The organism is Nocardioides sp. 503 (genome assembly GCF_004522095.1).
Lineage (GTDB): Bacteria > Actinomycetota > Actinomycetes > Propionibacteriales > Nocardioidaceae > Nocardioides.
Genome location: NZ_SPUI01000004.1, coordinates 360,287 through 379,735 on the forward strand (window position 1 = coordinate 360,287; position 19,449 = coordinate 379,735).

Here is a 19,449-nt window from a genome sequence, read left to right on the forward strand (position 1 = left end):
GGAAGGCGGGACCCGCGCAGGTGACGATCCCACTCACGCCGCCCGGCGACCACACCCCGGCGTACGCCGCGACCGACCTCACCACCTGCGACACCGAGCCGATCCACGTGCCCGGCGCCATCCAGCCCCACGGGCTCCTGCTCGCCGTCGCCGACGAGACGCTCGAGGTCGTCATGGCCTCCGTCAACACCGGCTCGCTGCTCGGGCACGCCGCCGACGACGTCGTGGGCCGGCCGCTCACCGACGTGCTGGGTCCGCGCGCCGCCGAGCTGGTCGCAGCGCGGGCCGGCGACGGGTTCCCCGGCGAGCCGTTGGTCGTGCTGCTGGACGAGGTCGTCCTCGGCGACCTCGCCGGGCGCGAGTGCGACCTGCGGGTGCACCGCTCGGGCGAGCGGACGGTGGTGGAGGTCGAGCCGGTCGAGCGGGTCCGGGCGACGCCGATGAGCTACCAGTCGGCCCGGAGCGCGATGTCGCGCCTGGGAGCGGCGACGACGGTGACGGGCCTGGCCCGCCAGATCGCCCGCGAGGTGCGGGCGCTGAGCGGCTTCGACCGGGTGATGGTCTACCGCTTCGACGAGGAGTGGAACGGCGAGGTGGTGGCCGAGGAGCGTCGCCCCGACCTCAACCCGTTCCTGGGGCTGCACTACCCCGCCAGCGACATCCCGGCGCAGGCGCGCCGTCTCTACACCGTCAACTGGCTGCGGCTGATCGCCGACATCTCCTACGTCCCGGTGCCCCTGACCCCGATCGTGGACCCCGGCACCGGCGCGCCGCTCGACCTGTCCCACTCGTCCCTGCGCAGCGTCTCGCCCATCCACGTCGAGTACCTCTCCCACATGGGGGTCACGGCCTCCATGTCGGTCTCGCTCGTCGTCGAGGGCGAGCTGTGGGGCCTGGTCGCGTGCCACCACTACTCCGGTCCGCACCGACCGCCGCAGGACGCCCGGTCGGCGGCGGAGTTCCTCGCCCAGGTCGCCTCCCCGATGATCGCCGACCGCGAGCGCGCCGACGACCGGGAGGCGGCGCTCGCCACCCAGGCGATGCTGGCCGAGATCACCGCCCGCGTCTCCGCGAGCGCCGAGGACCCCCTGGACGCGATGCTCGCGGACCCGGCCCTGCTGGGGCTGATGAACGCCACGGGGCTCGCCCTGAACTTCGACGGGGTGGTGCGCACGCTGGGGGAGGTGCCGGACGAGGAGTCGCTGCGCCGGATCGCGGGCATCATCGACCGCCCGGACCGCTACGCCATCCAGACCAGCCACCTCGGGGGCCTGGTGCCCGAGCTCGACCACCTGGCGCCGGTCGTCTCCGGAGTGCTGCGCATCGGCGCGTCCCCCGAGCGCTGGCTCATGTGGCTGCGCCCCGAGATCGAGCAGGTCGTCGACTGGGGAGGCGACCCGACCAACAAGCAGCTCGCCGCCGCCGAGGGTCCCCACGTGCGGCTCAGCCCGCGCCGCTCCTTCGAGAAGTGGCGCCAGGTCGTGCGCGGCCACAGCGAGGCCTGGAGCCACTGGGAGGTCGAGGCCGCCGACGTGCTCGGGCGGCACATCAACGGGCTGCTGCTGCTGCGCTCGCGCGAGCAGATCGCGATGGCCGAGTCGCTGCAGCGTCACGTCGTGCTCGACCACGCCCCGGACTTCGCAGGCGTCGACCTCGTGGCCAGCTACCGGCCCGCCACGACGTACCAGCTGGGCGGCGACTGGTGGGACGCCTTCGAGCTGGCGCCCGGGCGCCTGGCCCTGGTGATCGGCGACGTCGCCGGTCACGGGGTCTCGGCGGCCTCGGCGATGATGCAGCTGCGCACCGCGCTGCGCGCCTACCTCTTCGAGGGCCACCCCCCGGCCGCGTGCCTGGACCGCCTGGACCTGCTGATGGACGGGCTGCTCGACGTGCAGGTCGCCACGGCCGTGGTGGCGCTGCTCGACGTGGCGACCGGCGAGGTGGAGATCGCCAACGCCGGGCACCCCTCACCGCTGCTCGGCGCGCCCGGCGGCGCGGACGAGGTCGTCGGCGACGTCCGTCCGCTGCTCGGCGTCGGCGAGGGGGCGGCCGAGTCGGTGCGCCTGGTCCTGCCGGCGGGCACGACGCTGCTGCTCTACACCGACGGGCTGGTCGAGCGCCGCGGCTCCGACATGGTGGAGCGCACCGACCGGCTGCGGGCGATCATCTCCGCGACGACCGCCGGGGAGCCCCTTCAGGCGATGGTCGACCGGGTGCTGGCGATGCAGGAGAGCGACGCCGACGACGACACCACGCTCCTGGCCGTACGGCGGACCTGATCAGACCGGCCGCCGGCCGCTGACCGCGCAGCCGGCGATCTCCTCGTCGTGGTGCACCTGCGCCACGAGGCCCGCGGCGCTGACCAGCCCGGCGGTCCGCACGGCCTGGTCGCGACCGGTCTCGACGAGCAGCAGGCCGTCGGGGGCGAGCCATGCGGGCGACTCGCGCACGAGACGCCGCTGGACGTCGAGGCCGTCGGTGCCTCCGTCGAGCGCCACCAGGTGCTCGTGGTCGCGAGCCTCCGTTGGCATGGACGCGATGGCCGCGGTCGGCACGTAGGGCGCGTTGGCCACGAGCACCGCGACCCGCCCGCGCAGGCTCCGGGGCAGCGCCTCGAACAGGTCGCCGGCGTGGACCCGCTCGGGCGGCAGGTTGCGTCGGGCGCAGTCGACGGCCGCGGGGTCGAGGTCGGCCGCGTGCACCTCGATCCCCGGCTCGCGGGCCAGGAGCGCGGCGCCGAGCGCGCCGCTGCCGCAGCACAGGTCGACCACGACCGCTCCCGGCGCCAGTCGGGCAGTGGCGAGGCGGAGCAGGAGACCGCTGCGACGCCGCGGCACGAAGACGCCCGGCGCCACGGCGTACCGGCGTCCGTCGAGCTCGGCCCAGCCGACCACCTGCTCCAGCGGCAGCCCCGAGACCCGGGCGTCCACCATCCGCTCGAGGCGCGCGGGATCTTCGCCGGCCTCGGCCACGAGCAGCGCGGCCTCCTCCTCCGCGAACACGCAGCCCGCCGCGCGCAGCCGCGTGGTGAGCGCGTCGAGGGCCGGAGTGGTCACGACCGGCATCGTGCCACCCGACGATCCGACCCGGTGCGCGCAGAACTAGAACACGTTACGGTTTCGGTCGTGACCCCTGACGTGTTCGGACCCGCCACGCTCGGCCCCGTCCGGTTGCGCAACCGGACCGTCAAGGCCGCGACCTTCGAGGGCCGGGCCCCGCACGGGCAGGTGACGGACGCGCTGATCGACTACCACCTCGCGGTCGCCGAGGGTGGGATCGGGCTGACCACCGTCGCCTACCTGGCGATCGCCCCGGAGGGCCGGACTCATGCCGAGCAGATCGTCGTGGGCCCCGACACCGCCGCCGGGCTCGCCCGTCTGGCCGACGCGATCCACGCCACGGGCGCCGCCATCGCCGGTCAGGTGGGGCACGCCGGCCCCGTGGCCAACGGCCGATCCAACGGCGTCAAGGCGATCAGCGCCAGCCGGATGCCGAGTCCGCTGTCGATGCAGATGATCCGCGCGGCGAGCGAGCAGGACCTGACCCGCGTGACGGCGGCGTACGTCGCGACGGCTCGCACGCTGGTGGCCGCGGGCTTCGACGTGCTCGAGCTGCACATGGCGCACAGCTACCTGATCTCCTCGTTCCTCGCCCCGGGCCTCAACCGCCGCAAGGACCGGTGGGGCGGCTCGCTGGAGAACCGCGCCCGGCTGGCTCGCCAGGTGGCGCGGGCCGTGCGGGAGGAGGTGGGCGAGGCGGTGGCCGTGACCGCCAAGGTGTCGCTGAGCGACGGGTTCAAGGGCGGCGTCACCACCGACGCGGGTCTGGAGCTCGCGCAGCTGCTGGAGGCCGACGGTCACCTCGACGCGCTGCAGATGAGCGGGGGCAGCTCGCTGATGAACCCGATGTACCTCTTCCGCGGGGACGTGCCGCTGAAGGAGTTCGCGGCGTCGATGCCGCTGCCGGTGCGCCTCGGCATGCGTACGCCGATGGGCCGCTCGTTCCTGAAGAAGTACGACTTCGAGGAGAGCTACTTCTGGGAGAAGGCCCTGCGCTTCCGCGAGGCGCTGACGATGCCCCTGATGCTGCTCGGCGGCATCAACCGACTCGACACGATGGAGCGCGCGATGAAGCACGGCTTCGACTTCGTCGCCATGGGCCGCGCCGTCCTGCGCGAGCCGGACCTGGTCAACAAGCTGCAGGCCGGTCGGCAGACCGCCGGCGTCTGCATCCACTGCAACCGCTGCATGCCCACCATCTACTCCGGCACGCGGTGCCCGGTGGTCGCGGGTCACTGACCGCCGAGCCCTTCCCCAAATCTAGAACGTGTTCTAGGTTGACGCCATGCCTCGAGACAGCCGTGACCGTCCGCTCCGCGTCGTCGTGTGGTCCACCGGGACCATCGGGCGGCACGCGATCGCGGGCATCGACGCCCATCCCGACCTCGAGCTCGTCGGGGTGTGGGTCTCCAACCCCGACAAGGACGGCAAGGACGCCGGGGTGCTCGCCGAGCTGGGACGCGAGCTCGGGGTGCGGGCGACCACCGACCGGGACGCGCTGATCGCGCTGGCGCCGGACGCGATCGTGCACACCGCCATGGCCGACGACCGGGTCTTCGAGTGCATCGAGGACCTCATCTCGTTCGTCGGCGCCGGCATCAACGTCACCAGCAGCGGGCCGGTGCTGCTGCAGTGGCCCGAGAAGATCCTGCCGCCCGAGCTCCTGGCGCGCATCGACGACGCCTGCCGCGCAGGCAACGCCAGCCTGCACGTCAACGGCATCGACCCCGGCTTCGCCAACGACGTGCTGCCGCTGGTGATGACCAGCCTGAGCCAGCGCATCGACGAGGTGCGGGTGATGGAGATCTGCGACTACTCGACCTACTACCAGCCCGTCGTCATGGGCGAGATGTTCGGCTTCGGCAAGCCCATGGACTTCCGTCCGATGCTGTGGGAGCCCGGCATCCTCACGATGGCGTGGGGCAGCGTCGTGCGCCAGATCGCCGCCGGCCTCGACATCGTGCTCGACGAGCCGCTGACCGAGGAGGTGGACCGCCGGGCGGCCGAGGTGTTCACGCCGTCGGTCTCCGGCGACGTCGACGCCGGCACCATGGGCGCGGTGCGCTTCCAGCTGGTCGGCAAGGTCGACGGCACGCCGCGCGTGGTCCTCGAGCACATCACCCGGACCGCGCCCGACCAGGTGCCGGAGTGGGAGACCCCACCGGCCGGCAGCGACGGCTGCTACCGCATCAAGATCACCGGCGAGCCGATGATGCAGGTGGACTTCACCCACCACGGCGAGCACGGCGACCACAACGTCTCCGGGATGATCACGACCGCCCAGCGCATCATCACCACGCTGCCCGCGGTGGTGGCGGCCCCGCCCGGGCTGGTCACCGCGCTCGACCTGCCGCTCGTGACCGGACGCGGACTGGTGACGCGATGAACACCCCACGGGGGCCCCGCATGAGCATCCTGGACCGCTTCGCGGTCACCGACCAGGTCGCCATCGTCACCGGCGCGGGCCGCGGCCTCGGAGCGGGTACGGCGGTCGCGTTCGCGGAGGCCGGCGCCGACGTGCTCATCTCCGCGCGCACCGAGCGGCAGCTCGACCGGGTCGCCGAGCAGATCCGCGCCACCGGGCGCCGGGCGCTGGTCGTCCCTGCCGACCTGAGCGACCTCGACGCGGTCGCCGGCCTCGCGCAGGCCGCCTACGACGAGTTCGGGCGGCTCGACACGGTCGTCAACAACGTCGGGGGCACCTTTCCCACGGAGTTCCTCAAGACCAGCAACGAGTTCCTCAACGAGGCGTTCAGCTTCAACGTCACCACGGCGCACGCGCTGAGCCGGGCCGCCGTACCGCTCATGCTGCAGTCGGCGCCCGACGCGCAGAAGAGCATCGTCACCATCAGCTCGATGATGGGCCGCACCGCCGACCGCGGCTTCATCGCCTACGGCACGGCCAAGGCCGCCCTGGCGCACTGGACGAAGATGGCCGCGCAGGACCTCGCGCCCCGGATCCGGGTCAACGGCGTCTACGTCGGCTCGATCATGACCAGCGCCCTCGAGTACGTCGCCGGGCAGCCCGAGATGATGGACCAGCTCGAGTCGAAGACGCCTCTGGGTCGCGTCGGGGAGCCGGAGGACATCGCGGCCGCGGTGCTGTACCTCAGCTCGCGTGCCGGTCAGTACGTCACGGGCAAGCTGCTCGAGGTCGACGGCGGCATCCAGCAGCCCACCCTCGACCTCGGGTTCCCCGACGTCGGGCAGTAGCGTCCGTGCCGTGAGCCCGGACCCCGCAGCCCGCCGCGACCCCGGCGTCAGCACGGCGCACGCCGTCTCGCCGGACTCCGGGGAGCACTGGACCGCCGAGGGCGCGTGGCGGGTGGCCGACGGCATCTTCCGGATCCCGCTGCCGCTGCCCATGGACGGCCTGCGCGCGATCAACGTCTACGTCATCGAGACCGACGACGGGCTGACCCTCATCGACGGCGGCTGGGCCATCCCGGTGGCGCGCGACCTGCTGGAGCGCTGCCTGAAGGACGTGGGCTACGGCTTCGGCGACCTGCGCCGCTTCCTGGTGACCCACGTGCACCGCGACCACTTCACGATGGCGACCGTCCTGGGCCACGAGCTCGGCATCGACGTCGCGCTGGGCGCCGACGAGAAGCCGGCCCTCGACCTGCTCAACAACGCGGCGTCGATGACGCAGAACCCGTTCGTGGAGGTCCTGGTCTCCGCCGGCGCCCGCGCCGTCGCCGACGAGTGGGTGCGCGGGGACGCCGGCGCGGAGCCGCCGGACATGAGCATCTGGACGCACCCCGACACCTGGTTGGAGGGCGACCACGAGATCGCGGTGGGCCAGCGCACCCTCGACGCGGTGCACACGCCCGGGCACACGCCCGGTCACTTCGTCTTCGCGGACACCTCCGCCGGGCTGCTGTTCGCCGGCGACCACGTGCTGCCGACGATCACGCCCTCGATCGGCTTCACGGTGCCGGCGACCGACCAGCCGCTGGGCGACTTCATGGCCTCGCTGACCAAGGTGCGCGCCCTGCCCGACCTGACGATCCTGCCGGCGCACGGCCCGGTGGCGCCGTCGTCGCACACCCGCGTCGACGAGCTGCTGGCCTTCCACGAGCGGCGCCTCGCGGAGAGCCTCCGGCTGGTCGGCACCGGCACGGTGACGGCGTACGACGTCGCGCAGGGACTGGGCTGGACCCGCCACGAGACGCCGTTCGAGAAGCTCGACGTCTTCAGCCAGGGCATGGCCTCGATGGAGACCAAGGCGCACCTCGAGCTGCTCGTCGCGCGCGGGCAGGTGACGCGTGAGGCGGCGCCCGACGGCGTGCGGTACGCCGCCGGGCCGGCCTGAGGCTCACCGCAGGAGCGACCTGCCGGTGGGCTCCGCGCGGATCGACTGGCGCACGGGGCCGGCCGGCGGCGGGCCGCGCTCGACGCGCACCGTGACGTCACCGTCGTCGCGCAGCGGCAGGGCCGGGAACGTGTTGGCGGCGTCGAGACCGACCAGCACCGCGAGCGCCTGCCCGCGCGGCAGGTCGGGACGCCCGTCGTAGACGGTGACCGAGAGCTCGCCGTGCGCCGCGCCCGGAGGCGTCCGCGAGTCGGCGACCTCGATCGCCCCGTCCGGCGCGAGCAGGTAGACGTCGTCGAACTCGGCCATCGTCGCGTTGGCCGCGTCGGCGTGCCGCCCCCAGACGGGGCCGCCGTAGAAGGCCTCCAGCGCGCGGCGCCGGCCCTCCATGTCGGTGAAGCCGCGCAGCCAGACGAACCTGTCGGGCCGCTCGAGGTCGCGGAACTGCCCCAGGACCCACATCCCGCAGGCTTCCTGGGTCTCCACGAGCTCGCGGTCGAAGAGCTCGACGAGCTCGTCGCGACGGCCCGGGTGCAGGGTGTACTGCCGCAGCTCCACCACGCCGATCTCGGGTCGCGTCGTCATGGCCGGGACGCTAGTGGCCGTCGCCGACAGCCGGTCTCCGCATCGGCAGGTGCGGGATGCCGTCCTCGAGGAACTCCGCCCCGTCCACGACGAACCCCAGCGACCCGTACCAATCGCTCAGCGGCGACTGGGCGTCCAGCACGACGTCGCGGCCCGGGCAGGCGCCGATCGCGGCCAGCATGAGCGGCGCCGACAGACCGCGGCCGCGCGCGCTCGGGTCGAGCACGACCCGACCGATCCGCCACACGCTGTCGTCGTCGAGCACGCGCGCGTAGCCGACGAGCCGGTCGCCCTCGCGCTGCAGGACGTGCCGCGCGCCCGGCTCGACGTCGCGGCCGTCCAGGTCGGGGTAGGGGCAGGCCTGCTCGACGACGAAGACGTCCTGGCGCAGCCGCCACACGGCGTAGGCCGTGCGGGCGTCGAGGTCGTCGAACCCGACGACCTCGATGGTCGGCCCCGTCATGTCGGCCCCGTCATGTCGGCCCCGTCATGTCAGCCCAGCCACGCGATCATCTGCCGCCAGGCCCGCCGTGCCTCGGGGATGAGCGGCAGCAGCGGGTAGACGTGCAGCAGCCCCGGCTCCTCGACGTAGGTGAGGTCCCAGTCGGTCTCGGCGGCGCGCCGGGCGAGCAGGCGGCAGCCGGGCACGAGCAGGTCGCGGGTGCCGCAGAACATCAGCGTGGGCGGGAGCCCGTCGAGCCGGCCGAGCGCCGGCGACGCCTCGTAGCGCGTCAGCTGGTCGGGTCCGCCGGCCCACCACTCCGCGTAGGCGCGGAGCTTGCCGATGAACAGCCACGGGTCGTAGGCGTCGAGCGCCTCGGTCTCCGCCACCGTGCTGGTGGACAGGTCGACCCACGGGGAGAACAGCACCATCCGCGCCGCCTGCGCGCCGCCCCGGTCGCGCATCGCCTGCGCCACCCCGAGCGCGTAGCCTCCGCCGGCCGAGTCGCCCAGCAGCACCAGCGGCCCCTCCTCGGCCCAGCCCACCGCGTGGTCCACGACCGCTCGGTGCGAGGCGTGCACGGTGTGCTCGGGGGTGAGTGGGTAGTCGGGGACCACCACGCGCGCCCCCAGCTCGGTGGCCAGCCGGAGGACGTAGCGCACCTGGAAGGGGTCGGCCGGCGCCATGAACGCGCCGCCGTGCACGTAGTAGAGCGTGAGGTCGGGGTCCAGCCCGCGCGGCGTCACCGTGTACGACGTGAAGTCGCCGTCGGCGCCGGGCAGGGTCTCGGTGGTGACCGTGAAGCGACGGTCGAAGCGCGGGACGGCGTTGGTCGGCAGCCCCCGGTCGAGCGTGGTGTGCCACTGCTCGACGCGGGCGCGCTCCTCGGCGACGTCGTCCATCTCGCGTGCCCCGCGCATCCGCGGCAGGGCCCAGGCCAGCAACTGGTGGCGGCGACTCGGCATGGCGCGAGCCTCGCACACGCCTGTCACAGATCCCCGGCGACCGGTGTCTCGTGGGCAGCGACCCGTCCACGAAGGAGCCCCGCATGCCCAGCACGTTCCGCATCCCCCAGGCCACGATCTCCGGCCTCTACGGCAAGGCCATGACCACCTACGCCCGGCGCGCGTGGGGCCAGGTCCCCGACAACGCCTACGTCCTGTGGCACCACCGCAAGGTCCTCAAGGCGGTGTTCGCGTTCGAGGGCAAGGTGGCGAGGTGGGACGAGCTCGACCCGCACCTGAAGTCCTACGCCCAGCTCGCCAGCGCGGCCGTCATCGGCTGCTCGTGGTGCGTCGACTTCGGCTACTTCATGGGGCACACGGAGGGCCTCGACCTGGCCAAGCTGCGCGAGGTGCCGCGCTGGCGCGAGTCGTCGGCGTTCACCGAGGTGGAGCGCGACGTCCTCGAGTACGCCGAGGCGATGAGCGTCACGCCGCTGGCCGTGACCGACGAGCTCACCGCCCGCCTGCTCGACGCGCTCGGAGCGCCGGCGGTCGTGGAGCTGACCCAGATGGTCGCGCTGGAGAACATGCGCTCGCGCTTCAACTCCGCGGCCGGGCTGCAGAGCCAGGGCTACTCCGACGTCTGCGACCTGCCGATCGTCGTACCCTCCACCCCATGACCGGCGCGACCGAGACGTTCGTGCGGCACCGCAACCTGCTGTTCACCGTCGCCTACGAGATGCTCGGCTCGGCGGTCGACGCCGAGGACGTGCTGCAGGAGACCTGGCTGCGGTGGGCCGAGGTGGACCAGGAGTCCGTGCGCGAGCCGCGTGCCTACCTCGTGCGCGTCACCACCCGGCTCGCGCTCAACCGCATGCGCACGACGGCCCGGCGTCGGGAGGCCTACGTCGGCCCGTGGCTGCCCGAGCCGCTCCTCACGGTGCCGGACGTGGCCGAGGACGTCGAGCTGGCCGACAGCGTCTCGACCGCGATGCTGCTGGTGCTGGAGACGCTGACGCCCACCGAGCGTGCGGTGTTCGTGCTGCGCGAGGTCTTCGACGTCGGCTACGACGAGATCGCCGACGCCGTGGGCAAGACCCCGGCCGCCGTGCGGCAGGTGGCGCACCGCGCCCGCAGCCACGTCGAGTCGCGCCGGCCGCGGGCCCGGGTGACGCCGGGGGAGCAGGAGGCGGTGTTCGCCCGGTTCCTCGAGGCGGCCGCGACCGGCGACCTGCAGTCGCTGATGGACGTCCTGGCCCCCGATGTCGTGCTCCTCACCGACGGTGGCGGCATCCGGAAGGCGGCCCTGCAGCCCATCTGCGGCGCGGACAAGGTGGTGCGCTTCCTCACCGCGGTCGCCGGCGGGGGTGCGGAGTCCGCCGACGTCGTCGAGGTCAACGGCGGCCCGGCCCTCCGCCTGTTCTCGGCCGAGGGTCTCGACACCGTCGGCACCTTCCTGATCGAGGACGGGCTGGTCACCGCGATCTACTTCGTGCGCAACCCCGACAAGCTCCGGCGCCTGGACCGGGAGACCTCGCTCACCCGCTGAACGCTAGGGTGGGGACCACACGACAGGGGAGCAAGCGCGAGCTTGCTGAGAGTGCGGACCAGCCGCAGACCCTTGAACCTGCTCCGGTTAGTACCGGCGAAGGGAGTCACACATGAGGTCCATTTCCGCTGCCCGCATACCGCTGGGCCTGGCCGCGCTCGCCCTGGTGGCCACGTCCTGCTCCCTGGTCGGGTCCGGTGACGACGACGAGGGTCGCGACGCCGGGGGATCGTCCGGGAGCCCCCAGGCCGGCGGCACCGTCGTGCTCGTCACCCACGAGTCGTTCGCGCTGCCCGACGAGGTGGTGGCGGCGTTCGAGGAGGAGTCGGGCTACCAGCTGGAGGTCCGGGCCTCGGGCGACGCCGGCACGCTGACCAACAAGCTCGTGCTCACCGAGGGCAACCCGACCGGCGACGTCGCCTTCGGCGTCGACAACACCTTCGCCTCCCGCGCCCTCGAGGCCGGCGTCTTCGACGGCCTCGACCTCGACCTGCCCGCCGGCGCTGAGACCTACGCCCTGGACGGCGACGACGACCACGCGCTCGCCCCGGTCGACAACGCAGGAGTCTGCGTCAACGTCGACGACACCTGGTTCGCCGACAAGGGCATCGACCCGCCTGCGACGCTGGCCGACCTGACCGACCCGGCCTACGAGGACCTCTTCGTGCTGCCGTCGGCCGCGACCAGCTCGGTCGGCCTCGCCTTCCTGCTCACCACGATCGACGAGTACGGCGACGACTGGCCCGACTACTGGTCGGACCTGATGGACAACGGCGCCCGCCTCACCAACGGCTGGTCGGACGCCTACCAGGCCGACTTCACGCAGGGCGGCGGCAAGGGGGACCGCCCGATCGTCCTGTCCTACGACTCCTCGCCGGCCTTCACGGTCGACGGCAAGGGCGGCACCACCACGAGCGCGCTGCTCGACACCTGCTTCCGCCAGGTGGAGTACGCCGGCGTGCTGGCCGGGGCGAAGAACCCCGACGGCGCGAAGGCGCTGGTGGAGTTCCTGCTGGGTCCGCAGGTGCAGGCCGCGCTGCCCGAGAGCATGTACGTCTTCCCGGTCGTCGACGGCGTCGAGCTGCCGGCCGACTGGGCGAGCTTCGCGAAGCAGTCCGACGAGCCGCACGAGGTGGACCCGGCCGAGGTGGCCGAGCAGCGGGACGCCTGGCTGACCGAGTGGCGCGACGTCACCACCGGCTGACCGTGTCCCTGTCCCTGTCGCTGCCTCCCGCCGTCCGGCGGCCCGCCTCCCTGGTCGCGCTGGCGGCGCTGCCGGTCGTGGTGCTGGGCTGCTTCTTCGTGCTGCCGGTCAGCGGCATGGTGGCGCGGGGGTTCTGGCCCGACGGCGAGCTCGACGTCGGCGCCGTCCTGGAGGTGCTGACCCGCTCGCGCACCGGCCGCGTGGTGTGGTTCACCGTGTGGTCGGCCGGGCTGGCGACGGTCGTGTCGGTCCTGCTCGGGCTCCCGGCGGCGTACGCCCTGCACCGGCTGGACTTCCCGCTGCGCCGCACCGTGAGGGCGCTGCTGCTCGTGCCGTTCGTGCTGCCGACGGTCGTGGTGGGGGTGGCGTTCCGCCAGCTGCTCGGGGAGTCCGGACCGCTGGGGTTCCTGGGGCTGGACGGCACGCCGGTCGCGATCGTCGCCGGCCTGGTGTTCTTCAACGCCGCCGTGGTGATCCGCGCCGTCGGGGCCTCGTGGGAGTCGCTGGACTCGCGGCCGGCCGAGGCCGCCGCGGCCCTCGGCGCGAGCCCGGCCCAGGTCTTCCGCACCGTGACGCTGCCGACGCTGCGCCCGGCGATCGTCTCGGCGGCGAGCGTGGTGTTCCTCTTCTGCGCCACGTCGTTCGGGGTGGTCCTGACGCTGGGCGGGACGAGGTACAGCTCGGTCGAGACCGAGATCTACCTGCTCACCACGGACCTGCTCGACCTCCCCGGCGCCGCCGCCCTCTCGCTGGTGCAGCTGGCCGCGGTCGTGGCCCTGCTGGCGGTCGCCGCCCGGCTGCGCCACAGCGCCGACCCGAGCGTCGTGCGCGTCCCGTCGCGCCCGCGGCGGCCCGCGCGCACCGACCTCCCGCAGCTCGCGATGACGGTGCTGCTCCTGGCGCTCGTGGCCGCACCGATCGCCACGCTCGTCGTGGGCTCGCTGCGGGTCGGGGACGCGTGGAGCCTGGGCAACTACCGCGCCCTCGACAGCGTCGGCGACCAGCAGGCCCTGGTGGTGCCGGTGACCGACGCGCTCGTCACCTCGCTGCGCACGGCGGTCGACGCGACCTGGATGTCGCTCCTGCTGGGGCTCCTGGTCGCCCTGGCCGTCACCAGGCGCTCGCGCTCGCGCGCCGAGCGCCGGCTCCGCACGGTGCTGGACGGCTTCTTCATGCTGCCGCTGGGCGTCTCCGCGGCCACGCTGGGCTTCGGCTTCCTGATCACGCTGGACCGGCCTCCCCTCGACCTGCGCGACTCCGCGCTCCTGGTCCCGGTCGCGCAGGCACTGGTAGCGCTGCCGCTGGTGGTGCGCACGCTGGTGCCGGTGCTCGACGGCATCGACGACCGCCAGCGCCAGGCCGCCGCGTCGCTGGGGGCCGGCCCGTTGCGCACCCTGCTCACCGTCGACGTGCCGGTGCTGTGGCGTCCGCTCCTGGCGGCATCGGGCTTCGCCTTCGCCGCGTCCCTGGGGGAGTTCGGCGCGACCGCGTTCCTCGCGCGCGACGAGAGCGCGACGCTCCCGGTCGTGATCTTCCGGCTCATCGGCCACCCGGGCGCGATGAACTACGGCATGGCCCTCGCCGCCTCCGTCGTCCTCGCCGCCACCACCGCCGCGGTGATGCTGGCGGTCGAGCGGCTGCGCGTGCCGTCCCTGGGAGCGCTCTGATGAGTCTGTCGCTCGCGCACGTCTCGGTGGACTACGACGGGGTCCCCGCCGTGGTCGACGTCGACCTCGAGCTCCCGGCCGGCCAGGTGCTGGCGGTGCTGGGGCCGTCGGGGTCGGGCAAGTCCACGCTGCTGCGCGCGGTAGCCGGCCTCGAGCCCGCCCGCGGCACGATCGCCTGGGCGGGGCAGGACCTCGGCGGCGTACCGACGCACCGGCGGGGGTTCGCCCTGATGTTCCAGGACGGCCAGCTCTTCGGGCACCTGACGGTCGGGCGCAACGTCGGCTACGCCCTGCGCCTGCGCAAGGTGCGCGACGCCGAGGCGCGCGTGGCCGAGCTGCTGGAGCTGGTCGGGCTGGCCGGCTACGCCGACCGGTTGCCCGGCACCCTGTCCGGCGGTGAGCGCCAGCGCGTGGCTTTGGCCCGCTCGCTCGCCGTGGAGCCTCGGCTGCTGCTGCTCGACGAGCCGCTCTCGGCCCTGGACGCTGGGCTGCGCGAGCGGCTGGCCGGCGAGCTGCGCGACATCCTGGTCGCCGCCGGCACGACCGCGCTCATGGTCACGCACGACCACGAGGAGGCCTACACGGTGGCCGACCGGATCGCGGTGATGCGGGCCGGTCGCCTGGTGCAGAGCGGCGAGATCGCACAGGTGTGGGCCGCGCCGGCCGACCCCGAGACGGCGCTGTTCCTCGGCTACGCGCGGGTCCTGGTCGACGACGCCGCCCAGCGGGTGCTGGCCGCCGCCGGCCTGCCGCCCGCACCGGCGGTCGCCGTACGCCGCTCGGCGCTGACCGTGGACGCCTCGCCGGGTCCCGGCCGACTCCACGACCTGCGGGGAGTCGTCCTGTCCGCGCGGATGACCCCCGACCAGGTGCGCCTCGTGGTCGGCGTCGAGGGCGTCGGAGAGCTGGACGCGGTCGCCTCGGTGGGCGCGCACCCCGCGGCGGGGGAGCCGGTGCGGCTGGTCGTGGACCGCTCACGACTCGCGGTGATCCGATGAGGCGATCCCCCGGCCGGTCCCTACACTGACCCGGTGTATCGCCGCGCCTACGTGACCTGTATCGGCATCGCCGCGGTGATGGGGATCCTCGCGTTCGTGGTGTCCAACCACTACGGCCGCCCCTTGCTGGACCCCGAGGGCAAGTTCCTGGGGCCCTCCTGGGCGCGACTGCCGCTGCTGCTCTTCGGGGCCCTGCTGCTCGACCTGCTGCCGCGGACGCTGTGGTACTCCAAGCTGCGACCCTCGGCGATGTCAGGCATCGTGCGCCAGCGGCTGCGCACCCACTGGAACCGCGAGCGGGTCACGCTGGTCGCCGTCGGGATCGTCTCCTTCTACATCACCTACGTCAGCTACCGGAACCTCAAGTCGTCCCTGCCGTTCGTGCGCGGCGACGTGGAGTACGACCGCGAGCTGATGTACCTCGACCGGGTGCTGTTCTTCGGCCAGGACCCGCCGGTCGTGCTGCACGCCGTGCTGGGGGAGAGCGTCTCGGCGCACTTCCTGTCCTACATCTACCTGTGGTTCCTGCCGCTCGTGCCGCTGGCGCTGACCGCCTGGCTGGTGTGGTCGCGCAACATCTCCTACGGCTACTGGTTCGCCACCTCGCAGTGCCTCGCGTGGTCGCTCGGCACGCTGTCCTACTACGCGCTGCCCACCAAGGGCCCGGGCTTCGAGTACTTCTCCCGCTACACCGACCTCACCCACACGCCGACGACCGACCTGATGAACAGCCTCGCCTTCGCGCGGGCCGACGTCATCCACGGCGGCGTCACCGGCATCGTGCAGTCGGTGGCCGGCTTCGCCAGCCTGCACTGCGCGATCACCCTGCTGGTCGCGCTCATGGTGCAGTTCACCCTGCGCAACCGGGTGCTCAAGATCGTCTTCTGGGCCAACTTCTCGATCACGGTGGTCGCCACCATCTACTTCGGCTGGCACTACCTCGCCGACGACGTCGCCGGCATCATGATCGCCTTCGTGTCCTTCTACCTGGGCGGTCTCGCCACGGGTCAGAAGTTCGACAAGCGGAGCCTGCGCTCCCACCCCACCACCACCACCTCGGCCATCCCGGTCGAGAAGGCCTGAGCCTCCGTCAGCTCGCCACGGCGGGGTAGTCCCTGACGTTCGTGTCGCTTTGGATCGATCCAACACGACACGAACGTCAGGGACTACCGCCATTTGTGCGAATTACAAGGTTGTAGTTCGTCAAGTCGACACGCCGATGAATCTGAGAAATCTTGTGACAAGTGGTGCTTTTGTGACAGTTGAGCACTAGCGTGCCGGGTGTTGCTCACTTCCCCGACACGTCTGGAGACCGCCGTGCGCTCCCGCGCGACTGCCGCCGCCCTCTGCCTCGCCCTCGCCGCGGGTGTCGCGACCACTCAGGTCGCGCACGCCGACGAGGACACTCCGCTGCCGTCCCGGTCCGAGGTGCGCGCCGCCGAGCAGGCGGTCGCGGTCCGCACCGACGACGTCGCCTCGATCCAGGCCGCGATCGACGCGGCCAACGACCGGCTGCGGGCCTCCTCGATCGCCGCGGCGCAGGCCGCGGAGGCGTTCAACGGCGCCCGCTACGAGGCGGGGCTGGCCCGTGCCGCCGCCCGCGAGGCCGAGCGGGAGGAGGCGGCCGCGGCCGCCGACGTCGCCCGGCTGCGTGAGGTCTACGCCAGCTCGGTCGTCACCTCGGTGCAGTCGATGCCCACCCTCAACGCGGTGTCGGGCGTGATGGAGTCCGAGGGGATCCTCGACGTCCTCGAGCGCATGGACACCATGCGCGACACCGAGTCGGCGCTCGACAGCAACTACGACGAGTTCAAGGCGGCCTCCGCCCGCGCGACCGAGGCCAGCGACCTGGCCGCCGAGGCCCGCACGCAGGCCGAGCGCACCGAGACCGCCGCCCGCGACGCCCGCGACGAGGCGCAGCACGCCGCCGACGCCGCCGCGTCGGAGGCGCAGACCGTCGCGGCGGAGAAGTCCTCGCTGCTCGCGGACCTCGCCCGGCTCCAGGACATCAGCGTCGGCCTCGCCGAGCGCCGCCAGGCCGGCCTCGAGGCGGCCGCCGCCGCGGCCGCCGCGGACCGGGCCGCCGCCGCGCAGGCCGCTGCCGAGCAGGAGGCCGCGGCCGCAGCCGCCGCCGCCGAGGAAGAGGAGGAGGCCCCGCCCGCCGACGAGGCCGCCCCCGAGGCCCCCGCCCCCGAGGCACCCGCCACCGAGCAGCCCGCCGCCGAGGAGCACGCCGGCGCGAGCCACCCCACCGCGCCGCCGGCCTCCTCCGGCGCGAGCGCCGCCATCGCCTTCGCCCGGGAGCAGATCGGCGAGCCCTACGTCTGGGGCGCCGCCGGCCCCGGCTCCTGGGACTGCTCGGGCCTCACCATGGGCGCCTGGCAGCGCGGCGGCACCTCGCTGCCGCACTACTCCGTGGCCCAGTACGACGCGTCGACGCCGATCTCGGCCGGCGAGCTGGAGCCGGGCGACCTGGTCTTCTGGGGCTCCTCGAGCAGCTCCTCGTCGATCTACCACGTCGCGCTCTACATCGGCGACGGCCGGATGATCCACGCGCCGCGCACCGGTCGCCCGGTGGCCGAGGAGTCGCTCTACTACTGGACCCCGCCCAACTTCTTCGCCCGTCCCTGACGCTCGCGGGGGCGCGCCGGTAGCGTGCGGCCATGGCCACCGACACCGCGCCTCCGTCCTCGACCACGCCCGACCCCGCCCCGGAGCCCACGCCGGAGCCTGCCGACGGCTACGTCCAGCCGCAGGTCGACGTGGCCGCGCTGCAGGCGGTCCTGGACGGCAAGTACGCCGAGATCCGCAACCTGGTCCGTCACAACCTCACCGACTACGCCTCGGTCCTCGAGGACGCCGAGACGCTGTCGACCGACGACTACCGCGAGCGGGTCAAGGAGATCGTCGTCGAGATGGCGGCGACCGGCCAGACCGGCATGGGCTTCCCGGAGCAGTACGGCGGCGGCGGCGACATCGGCGCCTCGATCGCGGCGTTCGAGACGCTCGCCTTCGGCGACCTGTCGGTATTGGTCAAGGTCGGCGTCCAGTTCGGGCTGTTCGGCGGCGCCATCCTGCAGCTCGGGACCCAGGAGCACCACGAGGCCTACCTGTCGCGGCTCATCACCGGTGAGCTGATGGGCTGCTTCGCGATGACCGAGAGCGGACACGGCTCCAACGTCCAGGCGCTCGGCACCGTGGCGACGTACGACGTGGCGACCCAGGAGTTCGTCATCACGACGACCCGCGAGGACGCCCGCAAGGACTACATCGGCAACGCCGCCAAGCACGCCGAGGTGGCCGTGGTCTTCGCGCAGCTGCACGTGGCCGGTGGCTCCGAGGGCGTGCACGCCTTCGTCGTGCCGATCCGCGAGGGCGGCGAGCCGTGCGCGGGCGTCCGGATCGAGGACGACGGCCTCAAGATGGGGCTCAACGGCGTCGACAACGGGCGCCTGTGGTTCGACGAGGTGCGGGTGCCGCGCACCGCGATGCTCAACCGCTTCGCTGAGGTCACCCCGGCCGGCGTCTACGAGAGCGCCATCGAGAACCCCAACAAGCGGTTCTTCACGATGCTGGGCACGCTGATCCAGGGCCGCGTCTGCGTGGGCGGTGCCGGCATCAACGCCGCCAAGGTGGCGCTGACGATCGCGACCAAGTACGCCCTGCGCCGGCGGCAGTTCGAGGCGACCAGCGAGGACGAGGAGGAGCTGCTCCTCGACTACGGCCTGCACCAGCGCCGGCTCTTCCCGCTGCTCGCGCGCACCTACGCGCTGCACTTCACCCAGGAGCGCGTGGCCGGTGAGCTGCACGACATCCTCTCCGGCGTCATCGAGGGCGAGCAGCGGCAGCGCGAGCTCGAGTCGCTGGCCGCCGGCGTCAAGGCGCTCGGCACCTGGCACGCGACGCGGACCATCCAGGAGTGCCGCGAGGCCTGCGGCGGTGCGGGCTACCTCGCGGTCAACCGCTTCGCGGCGCTGAAGGCCGACACGGACGTCTTCACGACGTTCGAGGGCGACAACCACGTGCTGCTGCAGCTCGTCGCCAAGGGACTGCTGACCGACTACTCCAGCGAGTTCGCCGACCTCGACCAGTTCGGGATGGTGCGGTTCGTGGCGGGCCTGGCGGTCGAGACCGTCCTGGAGCGCACGAGCGTCCACAAGCTCCTGGAGCGCATCAAGGACGTCCTGCCCGGCGGCGACGACGGCTGGGACCAGGAGGCCGGGCTGCTCGACGCCGACTACCAGCTGGCGATGCTGCGCTTCCGCGAGGAGCACATGCTCGGCGGTGTCGCCCGCCGGCTCAAGCGCGGCATCGACAACAAGATGAACCCCGGCGCGGTGTTCTCCCAGGTGCAGGACCACGTGATCGGCGCGGCCCGCGCCCACGTCGAGCGCCTGGTCCTCGAGGCGTTCGTGGCCAAGACCCGGGCCCTGCCCGACGGGGACCTCAAGGTCAGCCTCAACCTGCTGTGCGACCTGCACGCGCTGTCGACGATCGAGGCCGACCGGGCGTGGTTCATGGAGCACGGACGGCTGACGGTCGCGCGCTCCAAGGCGATCAGCCGCGAGGTCTCGTCGCTGTGCCGCAAGATCCGCCCGGTGGCGGGCGACCTCGTCGACGCGTTCGGAGTGCCTCACGAGATGCTGCGCTCACCCGACCTCGTGGGGCCGGTCGGGCCGTGACGCC

17 protein-coding genes and 1 riboswitch are annotated in these 19,449 nt (G+C 72.9%); of the genes, 13 read left to right on the top strand and 4 right to left on the bottom strand.

Annotated elements, in window-relative coordinates; translation table 11 throughout:
• Nucleotides 1–20 precede the first annotated feature (20 nt).
• Complete coding sequence (locus E4622_RS15545) at nt 21–2,279, top strand: SpoIIE family protein phosphatase (protein ID WP_134741124.1); 2,259 nt, start codon at nt 21–23, stop codon at nt 2,277–2,279.
• Here the strand turns inward: E4622_RS15545 and E4622_RS15550 are convergent, their stop codons facing one another.
• Entirely contained in the window at nt 2,280–3,065 is a 786-nt protein-coding gene (locus tag E4622_RS15550) for a putative protein N(5)-glutamine methyltransferase (protein WP_134741125.1), read from the bottom strand.
• Nucleotides 3,066–3,125: 60 nt separating this feature from the next.
• Between E4622_RS15550 and E4622_RS15555 the strand changes: the two genes are divergently transcribed.
• Genes E4622_RS15555 through E4622_RS15570 form a run of 4 tightly spaced genes read left to right on the top strand, consistent with a single transcriptional unit; the run spans nt 3,126 to nt 7,374 of the window.
• Nucleotides 3,126–4,298, top strand: coding sequence for an NADH:flavin oxidoreductase (locus E4622_RS15555; RefSeq protein WP_134741126.1), 1,173 nt, complete (start codon nt 3,126–3,128; stop codon nt 4,296–4,298).
• A 46-nt stretch (nt 4,299–4,344) separates the two neighbouring features.
• Nucleotides 4,345–5,445, top strand: coding sequence for a diacylglycerol kinase (locus tag E4622_RS15560; protein WP_134741127.1), 1,101 nt, complete (start codon nt 4,345–4,347; stop codon nt 5,443–5,445).
• A 20-nt stretch (nt 5,446–5,465) separates the two neighbouring features.
• Complete coding sequence (locus E4622_RS15565) at nt 5,466–6,272, top strand: SDR family oxidoreductase (RefSeq protein WP_134741128.1); 807 nt, start codon at nt 5,466–5,468, stop codon at nt 6,270–6,272.
• A gap of 10 nt (nt 6,273–6,282) precedes the next feature.
• The gene (locus E4622_RS15570) at nt 6,283–7,374 is read left to right on the top strand and encodes an MBL fold metallo-hydrolase (RefSeq protein ID WP_134741129.1); all 1,092 of its coding nucleotides are present in this window, start codon (nt 6,283–6,285) and stop codon (nt 7,372–7,374) included.
• A 3-nt stretch (nt 7,375–7,377) separates the two neighbouring features.
• Here the strand turns inward: E4622_RS15570 and E4622_RS15575 are convergent, their stop codons facing one another.
• From E4622_RS15575 to E4622_RS15585, 3 genes are read right to left on the bottom strand one after another with little or no spacing between them, the layout of a single operon-like run.
• The gene (locus E4622_RS15575) at nt 7,378–7,959 is read right to left on the bottom strand and encodes an NIPSNAP family protein (protein ID WP_134741130.1); all 582 of its coding nucleotides are present in this window, start codon (nt 7,957–7,959) and stop codon (nt 7,378–7,380) included.
• Nucleotides 7,960–7,969: 10 nt separating this feature from the next.
• Entirely contained in the window at nt 7,970–8,422 is a 453-nt protein-coding gene (locus tag E4622_RS15580) for a GNAT family N-acetyltransferase (protein ID WP_134741131.1), read from the bottom strand.
• A gap of 29 nt (nt 8,423–8,451) precedes the next feature.
• Complete coding sequence (locus E4622_RS15585) at nt 8,452–9,366, bottom strand: alpha/beta hydrolase (RefSeq protein ID WP_134741132.1); 915 nt, start codon at nt 9,364–9,366, stop codon at nt 8,452–8,454.
• A gap of 83 nt (nt 9,367–9,449) precedes the next feature.
• Between E4622_RS15585 and E4622_RS15590 the strand changes: the two genes are divergently transcribed.
• The 8 genes from E4622_RS15590 (at nt 9,450) to E4622_RS15625 (ending at nt 19,445) form a co-directional block, all read left to right on the top strand.
• Entirely contained in the window at nt 9,450–10,025 is a 576-nt protein-coding gene (locus tag E4622_RS15590) for a carboxymuconolactone decarboxylase family protein (protein WP_134741133.1), read from the top strand.
• On the top strand, nt 10,022–10,894 hold the full coding sequence (locus tag E4622_RS15595; protein ID WP_134741134.1) for an RNA polymerase sigma-70 factor: 873 nt from the start codon (nt 10,022–10,024) through the stop codon (nt 10,892–10,894). The genes E4622_RS15590 and E4622_RS15595 overlap by 4 nt, the downstream gene beginning before the upstream one ends.
• Nucleotides 10,895–10,908: 14 nt before the next feature.
• A riboswitch (TPP riboswitch) is annotated at nt 10,909–11,016 on the top strand.
• The gene (locus tag E4622_RS15600; protein ID WP_134741135.1) at nt 11,007–12,098 is read left to right on the top strand and encodes a thiamine ABC transporter substrate-binding protein; all 1,092 of its coding nucleotides are present in this window, start codon (nt 11,007–11,009) and stop codon (nt 12,096–12,098) included. (Overlaps the previous riboswitch by 10 nt.)
• 2 nt (nt 12,099–12,100) lie before the next feature.
• The gene (locus E4622_RS15605) at nt 12,101–13,765 is read left to right on the top strand and encodes an ABC transporter permease subunit (RefSeq protein ID WP_245156053.1); all 1,665 of its coding nucleotides are present in this window, start codon (nt 12,101–12,103) and stop codon (nt 13,763–13,765) included.
• Nucleotides 13,765–14,763, top strand: coding sequence for an ABC transporter ATP-binding protein (locus tag E4622_RS15610; protein ID WP_134741136.1), 999 nt, complete (start codon nt 13,765–13,767; stop codon nt 14,761–14,763). Before E4622_RS15605 ends, E4622_RS15610 begins: the two co-directional genes overlap by 1 nt.
• Nucleotides 14,764–14,796: 33 nt before the next feature.
• A complete protein-coding gene (locus tag E4622_RS15615; protein WP_245156054.1) occupies nt 14,797–15,846 on the top strand; it encodes a phosphatase PAP2 family protein in 1,050 nt (349 codons plus the stop codon).
• 198 nt (nt 15,847–16,044) lie between these two features.
• Nucleotides 16,045–17,394: a C40 family peptidase gene (locus tag E4622_RS15620; protein ID WP_134741137.1), complete on the top strand. Its 1,350-nt coding sequence runs from the start codon at nt 16,045–16,047 to the stop codon at nt 17,392–17,394.
• Between the two features lie 32 nt (nt 17,395–17,426).
• Nucleotides 17,427–19,445 carry an acyl-CoA dehydrogenase gene (locus E4622_RS15625; RefSeq protein ID WP_134741138.1) on the top strand — a complete coding sequence of 673 codons (2,019 nt, stop codon included), beginning with the start codon at nt 17,427–17,429 and terminating at the stop codon, nt 19,443–19,445.
• The last annotated feature ends 4 nt before the right edge of the window (nt 19,446–19,449 follow it).